At 32.4% G+C, this 11,018-nt stretch carries 11 protein-coding genes; 1 reads left to right on the top strand and 10 read right to left on the bottom strand.

The features are described from left to right. Positions 1-148 precede the first annotated feature (148 nt). The 9 genes from ACR65M_RS25100 to ACR65M_RS25060 all read right to left on the bottom strand — a co-directional run bounded on the left by ACR65M_RS25100 (position 149) and on the right by ACR65M_RS25060 (position 8,420). The gene (locus ACR65M_RS25100) at positions 149-541 is read right to left on the bottom strand and encodes a hypothetical protein (protein WP_440274740.1); all 393 of its coding nucleotides are present in this window, start codon (positions 539-541) and stop codon (positions 149-151) included. 129 nt (positions 542-670) lie between these two features. Next, positions 671-2,197, bottom strand: coding sequence for a multicopper oxidase family protein (locus ACR65M_RS25095; RefSeq protein ID WP_440274739.1), 1,527 nt, complete (start codon positions 2,195-2,197; stop codon positions 671-673). Between the two features lie 154 nt (positions 2,198-2,351). Next, complete coding sequence (locus ACR65M_RS25090; protein ID WP_440274738.1) at positions 2,352-2,552, bottom strand: DUF2933 domain-containing protein; 201 nt, start codon at positions 2,550-2,552, stop codon at positions 2,352-2,354. 295 nt (positions 2,553-2,847) lie between these two features. Then, positions 2,848-3,237, bottom strand: coding sequence for a DUF302 domain-containing protein (locus ACR65M_RS25085; RefSeq protein WP_440274737.1), 390 nt, complete (start codon positions 3,235-3,237; stop codon positions 2,848-2,850). A gap of 400 nt (positions 3,238-3,637) precedes the next feature. Next, a complete protein-coding gene (locus ACR65M_RS25080) occupies positions 3,638-4,102 on the bottom strand; it encodes a hypothetical protein (RefSeq protein WP_440274736.1) in 465 nt (154 codons plus the stop codon). 44 nt (positions 4,103-4,146) lie between these two features. Continuing rightward, the gene (locus tag ACR65M_RS25075) at positions 4,147-4,389 is read right to left on the bottom strand and encodes an SHOCT domain-containing protein (RefSeq protein ID WP_440274735.1); all 243 of its coding nucleotides are present in this window, start codon (positions 4,387-4,389) and stop codon (positions 4,147-4,149) included. Positions 4,390-4,684: 295 nt separating this feature from the next. Continuing rightward, a complete protein-coding gene (locus ACR65M_RS25070; RefSeq protein ID WP_440274734.1) occupies positions 4,685-6,052 on the bottom strand; it encodes a sensor histidine kinase in 1,368 nt (455 codons plus the stop codon). Then, complete coding sequence (locus ACR65M_RS25065) at positions 6,036-6,743, bottom strand: response regulator transcription factor (protein ID WP_440274733.1); 708 nt, start codon at positions 6,741-6,743, stop codon at positions 6,036-6,038. The genes ACR65M_RS25070 and ACR65M_RS25065 overlap by 17 nt, the downstream gene beginning before the upstream one ends. A 561-nt stretch (positions 6,744-7,304) precedes the next feature. Beyond that, a complete protein-coding gene (locus ACR65M_RS25060) occupies positions 7,305-8,420 on the bottom strand; it encodes a YncE family protein (protein WP_440274732.1) in 1,116 nt (371 codons plus the stop codon). 575 nt (positions 8,421-8,995) lie between these two features. On the opposite strand from ACR65M_RS25060, the gene spoIIP reads away from it, so the two are divergent. Then, on the top strand, positions 8,996-10,021 hold the full coding sequence (gene spoIIP, locus ACR65M_RS25055; protein ID WP_440274731.1) for a stage II sporulation protein P: 1,026 nt from the start codon (positions 8,996-8,998) through the stop codon (positions 10,019-10,021). A 548-nt stretch (positions 10,022-10,569) separates the two neighbouring features. Here spoIIP and ACR65M_RS25050 read toward each other — a convergent pair. Next, positions 10,570-10,797, bottom strand: a complete 228-nt coding sequence (locus ACR65M_RS25050; protein WP_440274730.1) for a hypothetical protein — start codon at positions 10,795-10,797, stop codon at positions 10,570-10,572. Positions 10,798-11,018 lie beyond the last annotated feature (221 nt).

Here is an 11,018-nt window from a genome sequence, read left to right as displayed (position 1 = left end):
TTTTTTGTCTTCTGGTACGACTCTATAAGTTTCGTTTGCACACACGCAGAGCGTGTGGTTTAAAAAGACTAATAAAAGCACACGTAATTTTACTATTTTACGTGTGCTTTCGGGCTTGTTATATAGAAAGTTTTAAGATAATTACTAATTAAAAAAGTTTCATAAAGCCAACCATACCTAAGCTAAAAAAACCTATAATTAAAAAGAAAGCTGAAAAAGCAGTAAACGTTTCTTTATTTTGCAGCTTTTTATATTCCTTATATGTGATCTCTTTTTTAGCAAACTTCAACCCGTTTGGATTTGGCTCAATTTGATAAAGTGTACCATCATTATCTTGCAATATAACATGTGTAATTAAATCCATTACATTTCCTTCAGTTCCATTACCATTTGATTTTTCAACCCTTACAAATTTATATAATGAATTTACCCGAATTTTTTCACTAAATTCATAAGCTTGTAGTTCTACAAAATTATTGGATACACACAAGATACTCACCCCATTGTTTGGACGTAAAATCTTTTTAAAAAAATTCCACATAAAATGATTCTTCTGTAATTATTATATTACTTCGCATCATTTATTGATACCAATATAAGTAAGTATTGTTAATGAAGATAATTCCAAACTTGTAGAGATAATCGATATTTAAAAAGAATCGTTTGTTAGTTAAAAAACTTCAACTTGACCCATCATACCATTTTCTTCGTGTTCAAGTACGTGACAGTGGAACATGTAGATACCTTTATTATTAAACTTAACTGCTAATTTAACTGTTTGTCCTGCTTCAATTGCAACTGTGTCTTTCCAACCTTGTAAACTTACAGGTGGTTCTTTTCCATCAATTGAAACAATTTTAAATTGGGTTCCATGAATATGGAACGGATGTGTCATGCCACCCATTGCATCTGGTTTATTATAGATTTCCCAAATTTCTGTTTCACTTTGTTTTTGTGTGAAATCAATTCGATTCATATCAAATTGTTTTCCGTTAATTCTTACATCTGCTCCCATTCCATAAAGTTCTAGTTTTTTCGTAACTGGTAGATTTTTTTCCTCTTCTGTAACAGCATAATCATTTAATGTGTTTGAAATTTCTACTGAATTTGTTCTTTCTTCATCAATTTTAAAAGGTAATAGAATTGCATCTTCCTTACTAACTAAAGCAATTTCACTTTTACCATCATTTTTAGAAAAATCAACTATAATTTCTGCTCTTTCACCAGGTGTTAATGTGATTTCTTTCATTGATTGAGGTTCATTTAATAAACCACCATCAGTAGCAATTTGTTGGAATTCTTCTCCAGTATTTAATTTAAATGTATATTCTCTTGCATTTGATCCATTTAATAAACGTAAACGCACTTTCTCTTTCCCTACTGTTAGTTTAGGGTTTAATGTACCGTTTACCAATAAAGTATCTCCAATTGTTCCATCTTCATTAAGAACTGCTTGATAATCGAATTGTTTTTCTTCGTTAAACTGTCGATCTTGGAATACTAGCGGGAAATCGTTTACTCCATATTCATTTGGCAAACTAAGTTTCTTTGAATTTTCATCTTCAATATAAATTAAACCTGCTAAACCTTTATACACTTGTTCTGCAGTGGCTCCCTCTGGATGTGGATGGAACCATAGTGTAGAAGCACCTTGATTAACTGTAAATTTAACATCTTCCGTTGCTCCCGGTTCTAAGATTTGGTGTGGACCACCATCGCCTTCACCAGGAATATCTACACCATGCCAGTGGAATGTTGTAGGCTCTGATAATTTATTGTTTGTTCTAAAAGTTACTGTTTCCCCTTCTTTTATGCGAATAATCGGTCCTAAATACGAACCATTATATCCATATGTTTCAGTTTGCACGCCCTCAAAAATTTCAGAGGTTCCTTTTTGAGCAGTAATATCAACAAGTCCGTTCTTTGGTTCTAGCAATGGTGGAAGTGCTAGCTCATTTTCTCCTGTCGAATCATTTAATGGTAATGGATTTGTATGGCTTGCATGACCGTTTTCCATATTAGCCATTTCTTCCTCAGTCATTTTGGAATGATCCATACCTTCCATATCGGCCATTTCTCCTTCGTTCATGTTGGAATGATCCATTGCATTTCCATCAGAATTTGAGCTACTCGCACTACAACCACCAATGATGGCTGCAATTGCTAATAATGTAAAAAGCCATAATTTCGATTTCATCTTACTTCCTCCCTCTGTTTACCTTATACCTTTCTTAATTACTTAAAAAATTTATCATAAATATGTGCAGAAAATATGCAATCCAACATTTTAATAACCTAGTGCCATCCTTTAATTGGTAAACAGCCGTCACTACGTAACGGCTGTTTTAATCTTATGATCCTTTTTTTATTAAAGATGATAGTTTATCTATCTCTTTCTTCAAAGTTTCATTTTCAATCTCTAGTTTAGACATTTTTTTATCTAGATTGCTTGAAGAGTGTGAAGAATGGTGCTTATGACCACCCATTCCTTTCATACAAATAATCATCATCAATGGACATAATAACAGCAATAGAAACAGTGTCCATTCCACTCTAATCAACTCCTTTTGTTTTATATTTTAATTTTACAAATAATGTATGGAGTTTTTATGCAGATTAGTAAAAACTTCTGAACTTTATTCAGAATGCTTATTACAGGGTAATTTTTCTTGTTTAATTGATACATTAAATGCTACAGAAGGGATCGTATGGGGAGGACAACTTACATATAACCGGCAAAAGCCTATTTTTATACATATCCTTATTGCACATAACAAAAGAAAAATTGTTTAAAAACAACAAAACAACAGATTTATGACCATCAAACCTGTTGTTTTTGTTTCCTTATTATTTACTTTTTTCTAACACATCGATGAGTATTTCTTCAATTTCTTGACCAATGGATTTTAATTCGGGATCATTTAACAAACCAATCATAGCCGTTGGTTTTGGAAGTCCAATTTTAGTCTTCCCTTCACTTTCATATACTGTTATCTTACAAGGCAAGAAATATCCAACTAATGGATTAAAACCAAGAACTCGTGCAGCTTCTACAGGATTACAGACTTCAAGTATACGATAAGGTGAAGTATAACTATTTACTCCCTTTTTCTGTAGGGTATCAGTTAAATCAAGCTGCCATAGGATACCAAATTTCTTTTCTTTTAGATTCTGTTCGATTGATGAAATTGCTTCATCAATGGTTTTATTTGTTATGATTGTATAATGGAATTCCAAAGAAAAAACCTCCACCTATTTTTTAGTATCAAAAATTTTTATCCTTACTTCTGATTTTTTAAAAAAATTTTACGTGATAGATAAATTATTTTTAGTATTTTTTTAAAGTAAATTTTATGTATCGCACTTTTTAGTATAACCAAATGTTCCTCCAGTACTACCTCCCAATGGACACCATCTGTCCTCCATTTATCATTTTAGTTTCTCCCTTCCTCTATATAATTAGTTGATTTGTTATAGCAATTCTTTTAGTTCATTTGAGCTGTTCGTTTCTTTCGGTTGTATACGGCTAAATAATTTTTGTAATTCACCAGTAAATAGTAATAAAAACATATCTTAGATTCCTCCAATATTTAATTTTTGGGGAAGCAGGTCATTAACGACCTGCTTAAAGTGATAATTATAAACTTCCCATTCCTTTAAAGTTACTGCTTTGAGAAGAACCACCCGTTCCATGCATTCCCTTGTACATTTCTTCGAGTTGTTGATTATCTAAATTAGGATGCATTTCACTCATATATGGTTTCATTTGACCAAAGTTCATATTTCCTTCTTCCATGAGTTTTTGCATCTCGTCAGAGTTCATATTCCCTTCTTCCATGTATTTTTGCATATCGTCAAAGTTCATATTCCCTACTTCCATGTATTTTTGCATATCGTCAAAGTTCATATTCCCTTCTTCCATGTATTTTTGCATACTTCCAACATCGCCTGATTCCATCATTTCAACCATTTGATCGTAATTACCACTTTGTTCTTGAATCACTGTATTTTGATTTGGAGTATCTTTATCTGAAAATAAAGCTAACCCTGTTCCTCCAGTAAAAGCTAAAGTTGCTGCTAATATTCCATTAATAATATTCATATCTATTCAATCTCCTTTTAATAGTTATTTTTTTATAGAGTATCTTATAAAATATTCTTCTTGATTTGCTCGAATTCTTCAAAAGAAATTTCACCTTGAGCAAGTCTAGACTTAGCAATATCTAATGCATTTGAACTTGTTACTTGCTGGTTCCCATTTTGAATACCTATTTTTTGATTGTTCATTCCCAAAAAGAAAAGGTAACCTATTAGCAAAACGACTAAAATCATCATAATCGTTCCTCCTCCCATTCCAAACATTCCAAAACCATGACCTAATCCCATCATTGTTTTATCTCTCCTTTCATATTTTTATCTTACATCTCACGAATGTAGAATTTATGAGCAACTTATGTGGAAGTTATGGAGAAAGTTTTCTCATAATTTATAGGTGTTAACCGGAACACCGAACATCTATCGCCTCCTAATTTTTTCTTATAAAGTTTCATGTTGTTTTCTTTTCTTGCTCTTATCATAATCAACGCTTGTAAAGAACTTATGAGTAAGGTATGGAGAACTTATGTGGATTAACGATAACTACTCTTCCTAATCAAAAAAGGATTAAGTCAAGTGACCTAATCCCTTACTGCTTCGGAATCATTACCTCTACAGTCGTTCCTACATTTAATTGGCTATCTATCTTGATTTCACCATGATGGGCTTCTACAAGCGCCTTTACGATAGATAACCCAATCCCAATGCCTCCTGTTTTCCTATCACGAGATTTATCACCCCGATAGAATCTTTCAAATAGGAACGGGAGATCATTCTCACTAATTCCAACTCCTTCATCTTTAATAATAAAACTAATTTGATCATTTTTTCCCTCTATATAAATCCATACTTGTTTTCCTTTCGGTGTATATTGAAGGGCGTTATTAACGATATTCGTTAATATTTGAATGATTTTATCACGATCACCTAAGAACCAATGCTGCTTATCGGGGTGTTGGATCTTTAATTCAACTCCTTTTTTCATAAACAACGGACTGAATTGGTCGTTTATAAAAGATAATAGTTTTCCAGTTTCTAACTTTGTTTTATCTAATCTAATCTGAGGATTTTCAGCCGCCATTAATTTTTCTAACTCATTAACTAGGCGAACTAGCCGCATTAGTTCCTCATGACATTGATCTAATCTTTTTGAATTTGGTTCCCAAATACCATCTTGAAAAGCTTCAATATGACTTCTTAATGTTGCAAGTGGTGTTCTAAGTTCATGAGCAAAGTTAGCTGTAAATTGTTTTCGAAGTGATTCCTCTTTCGCTAATGATTCAGCAAGCTGATTAAAGGACTCTCCTAAAGGCCTCATTTCTACTGTTAATTCATCAATAGGGACTTGAGTTCGCCATTGATGATTACGCAACTCAACAACCGCATTGATTAGTTTTTTTAACCCTGTTGTTAGTCGTTTAGAAAATAATAAACTAAATAAGAACGATAAAATGACTGTAACTAATACGGCAAGGTAAATGTTTCTTTTAATAGACTTCAAAAAGTCAGAATCCTCACCCATTAATTTTTTAGGATAAAATACCGTCAATTTTCCGACTAATTTATTATTGGTTTTTAATGGATAAGAAGTTGATTGATAATCTTTAGAATCTAGTGAGGAATGATTACCTTCCATCATTCCCATCATGGAACGAACCGATGTCGTATCAATCAGTAAGTTCCCATTAGCATCATAAAGTCTATAGAATAAATTTTCCGTCATTGCCTGTTCATGCATCTTATAACTCAAATTTTGATTAATTAGTTCCCCTGTCTCATTCAATTGTTGCAGTGCATCCTTTTTTATTGATTCGATACTTTCTTCTCTGTTTTTTTTGAGATAATCGGTAAATTGATTTTCCACCCCAAAAAAAATAGTAAAACTTGTAATGAAAATACCACTCAGTGATACAACTAAAAGATAGATTAAAATCCTTGACCTAAGTGTTAGATTCATCTTTTTCTCCCCCAAACTTATAGCCCATTCCGAACACAGTCAAGATAAATTCAGGATGACGAGAATCGGTTTCAATTTTTTTTCGCAAATTTTTTATATGTGTATCAATACTTCTTTCGTATCCTTCGAAATAGATACCATCTTCTTGAATTTTTTCTAATAAGTCAGCTCTACTATAGACTCTCCCCGGATAACTTGCCATCGTCATTAATAGCTTATATTCATTTGGGGTTAGCGCAAGTATGTCATCTTTTAGCTTTACTTCCTTTTTCACATGATCAATCATTAGTTTATGGTTATTAAAACTGATTTGATTTACATTCTCCATCTTTTGTGTTCTTCTTAATAAGGCTTTTACCCTTACAACCACTTCTCTAGGACTAAATGGTTTTGTCACATAGTCATCAGCACCAATGACAATTCCATTAATTAAATCATCCTCAGCTGACTTGGCGGTAAGCATAATAATGGGAATATCACTTTCTTTTCTCACTAACCTACACACTTCTTCACCCGAAATATCAGGTAACATCAAATCTAATACAATAAGGTTAGGACTCTCATCCTTCACCTTTTTTAAAGCTTCAATTCCATTGGTAGCAAAAGAAATTTCCCAACTTTCCTTTTCAAAGTAAGCCTCTAACACTTCAAGAATGACCTTTTCATCATCTACCACTAGAATTTTTGTCATACAATAATCACCTCTTATTAGCATATTATCATCTTATTTACTAAAAAAATTAATCTCCATAAATTCCACACAAATTCATCTTGGAAACACTTCTATTGGGTATGTTAAAAGAATTTTAATTCATTTGAAGGATAATAATATCTAAAGGTTGTTGGTCTAATTGATTGTGTTTTTAAAACATTTATTTCTATAGTAAAAGCTAATTGTATCGTAATTTAAACTTGTTCGTGATATTCTCCTGGATTAAGCAATTTATTAATCTCTTAACTTCATTGCTCCATCTACCTAGTATTACCTTTTTTGCAATTCTCCAAATACAGACAATCCTAAATTTCCCGATCATCACATTATATTTATCTTATTTTTAAAAATTTAAAAAACCGAAAGGACTTTGGATCCAATCGGTTAAAAAGTGAGGGGTATTTTTATAATTCAGAAACTTCTACCGTTTTTTCTTATTTATTCATAATTAACTAAATACATATAATTATTTTTTTATATCCCCTTTTTTTTAGCTCTATTTTCGTTGTATGATTAATATTAATAGCCACTTCTGAATGTTTATTCAGTAATACTTATACCATTTGGAACTTCCCCGACTTCGAATGTATCAATTACCTCGTTTTGTTTAGTATCAATTACCGTCACGGTATTTTCAAACATATTAGTTACATATAGGCGATCTCCATCAGAAACTACCCCATGAGCACCTTTACCTGTTTCGATTGTAGCAGTAACTTTCTTTGATTCTAAGTCAATAACCGAAACTGTATTAGACGGATTGGATTCTGTACCTTGGTTAGCTACGTATGCAAATTGGTTATTTTCATCTATATAAACTTGCGCTGGACCTACACCAACCTCTACTTTTTCAACTTCATCAGTTGATAAATCTACAATAGCAAGCATATTTTCACTGTTTAAAGTTGCTACAAGTACTTTACCATCTGATGTTATTCCTGTTGTAACTGGAGCTGAACCTACTGTGATTCTTTTCTCTTCTTTCATAGAATCAAGATTTAATACACTTACTGTATTTTCGGCCATATTTGCAATATAGGCTTTTTGACTATCACTAGAAATTCTAAAGCCATGTGGTCCTTTTCCTGTATTAACTGTTTCTATAACTGTTAAAGTTGCCATATCGATTATTGAAACATTATTATCTTCATTATTCGTTACTAATGCATACTTCCCGTCCTCTGTAAATACTATGTGGGCTGGATGATTCCCTACTTCTATTGTTTTTTGAAGTTTATTCGTTTCAATATCATAGAAGAGTGCTTGACCTTTCATTTCCATTGAACCACCATGAGAATCTTCTCCATGGGTATCTTCTCCTCCATGATTCATCGCAGGTACGAGAGTAGCACCAAGCATTTTTCCATCTGGAGATACCTGTACATTGTGAACTGCACCATCAACTTCTATTGACTCTACTACTTCATTGGAAGAAGCATCAATTTTTGAAATACTTCCTCCTTCATTTGCAGTAAAATAAAATTTAATGGATTCTTCCATTGCTTCAGAAGTATCTGATTTTACATCAGTGGTCTGTGTTTCTTCCTCAACGTTTTTCTCTGTCCCTGTGCTTTGATCCGATTCAGAACTACACCCCGCAAGCAGTGCTCCTGATATTAAGAAAGTTAGTAAACCTAATTTTGTTATTTTATTCATGTATTTCTTCCTCCTTTTTTTGAATCTAATGTCATCTTAATAGCTCCGGATCATGCTATATGTGATATAAATCATCAATCAAAAAAAAGAATACGATTCCGTAAAATTGTGTGAAAATCCTTAGAAACTGCACAAAAAAATATTAAAATATCTTAATTTTTAGTGGAAAACATGCTGTACTCTTGTTTTAGATATCATCTTTTTGGGGAGGTGATTGTCTGTTATTCCAAATTAAACAGGTCTTCCTGCCTCCTTATTGCAAGCATATGGTAAGGAGAATCCGTGCTTATATCCCTCTTTTGTCCTTTTCCTCACATGTACTCCTCAGTACTGATTCATAACTCTACCAGATATTTCAGATTAGCAGTTTAAATTTTAGTAGAACAATATCGTAATAGATTTGTTCTCTTAAACATATAATTTCATAAAAACATAGCAAGGATGATAATATGGCCCCTTATAAAAATAATACAGGTCACCCAAAACTAACTAAATTATTATTACTACCCACAATTGTAGTATTATTTTTTCTTGTTGCTTCGCTCTTTGCTACCATAAAAAAAGATATATTTTATATGGTTCAAATAGATAGAAGTTCACAAGATGTTCCAATTGAATTATTTGTAAAATTAATTAGTTTTGAAAATCAGTATTTTTCACAGACATTAAATGACCAACAAGAATTAAAATCACCTACAAGCCTTGCCCTAGAATTAATAACTCAAATAAACTTAGGGGATATTCGAAGTTTTATTGGGAATGAATTACCTGGATATGCGCTATATGATACAAAAATTTTAGTTCCTGGGGAAGGAACAGATTTTACAAACCTTCCCTATGAATCTGCTCCACCACTAGATGTTTTACTCCAGGAACGAGAAATGGCCCAAAAGGAATTAGAAGAACTAAATAAATCAGAACCAAAGCCTCCAATTACCACAATTCACAACAAAAAAATGCTTATATATCAATCACACAATTACGAGTCTTTCTTACCGCTATTAGGTCTTCCACCGGAATCTGATCCTAATAAAGCTTTTGATTCAAAAACGAATATGACAGTAGTAGGTGATATGCTTGGAAAAGCTTTAGAAGCTAATGGGGTTGGTGCAATTGTTGATAAAACAAATATGGGCGCAGAGTTAAATAAAAATGGATGGGGAACTGAAAAGGCATATACTGTTTCACGTTCTATTGTCACATCTACAATGGCAAGTAATAACGAAATAGAGTATCTAATAGACTTGCATCGTGACTCATCTAGAAGAGATCTAACAACAGCTACAATTCACAATAAGCCGTATGCTCGAGTTTTCTTTGTTGTCGGAAGCGCTAGTGACAATCATGAAAAAAGCCTAGCGTTTGCAAATAAAATTCATAAATCATTGGAATCCCAATACCCTGGCATAAGTAGGGGTATATTTGAAAAAGGATTAAATGAAGGAAATGGTGTTTATAATCAAGACTTATCAGAGCACTCAATTCTAATTGAGATTGGTGGAGTTGATAATAACATGAAAGAAATTAAAAACACTGTGGATGCGCTCTCAAAGGTAATTAGTCAATACTTCTGGGATGCAGAAAAAGTAAACTCAAATTAGAACTATACTTCTAATTCCTTTGATGGTATGTATACCAGCAGTTGTTTCTCTAGCCTTTATCTTTTGATAATTTATATTAATCTATAAAGAAAATTACCAATAGAAAAATGACCATTAAAAGTGGTGTGTCCGGTAATCAGTACACACCATTTTTTATGTCATATTTAACTTCTAGCTCCTCACTGGGTATGAACACTTCTAATTTATTTTGCGAAAACTCCATATGGAGCGATAAAAAAGGTTCTGAATATATAACTTTTAACAAATGGGTGCTAGTTGATATGCTGCAAAAAAAATGGCTTAGAGGAGATTTCCTCTAAGCCATTTTTGGTGAGATTTATACTACGAATTAATTTAAGAACAGTGAGATTTCCTATGTTATTTGACCTGTATTTTATTATTTGGTACATCACAAGTAAACCCAATACTTTTTAAGCGTAGTGTTCTTCATAAATAAAATACTAAACTACCTATAAAGCTAGATATTGTTTATTTTTTTGTTATACTTTTTTACGAATCCGAGGAATACAGTTAATAAGGATGTGGTATCACTTATTCTCTTTTTTTATTTCAATTTTTGTATGTGGCCCTTTCTTTCTCACCACTCCTAGTTCTTGACATACCTCGTTTAATAACCTTAAATTTGAGCCATTCCAAAAATATGATTTTTTACCCAACTCATTTTCAATTCTTTTTTGTGATGGATAAATACCATCATTCAATAATTTAATAATTACATTCCTTAACTCCTCTCTTCTATTCCGTTTCTCTTCCATAATGTGACTTTGGTAATTGTTAATTATTATGTCAGTCTCTTCAGGTAATTTTGCCCGAAGCGTCTCGGTTTTTTTGTAACCAAGAGACTTAGAAAGTTGAGATAAAGAAGGCGGTGGATTGACTTGTTCTTTAGCGGTGCGTAATATTTGATACTATGTCAAGAAAATAGACACAGATTTTTCTACCGCGCTTTCGCTTGGTAGCCTTCATAAAAAAGTTT

The sequence above is a fragment of the Ferdinandcohnia sp. SAFN-114 genome, assembly GCF_059415045.1.
Note: the sequence above shows the minus strand (reverse complement) of the source record. Positions and strands in the feature narration are given on the sequence as shown.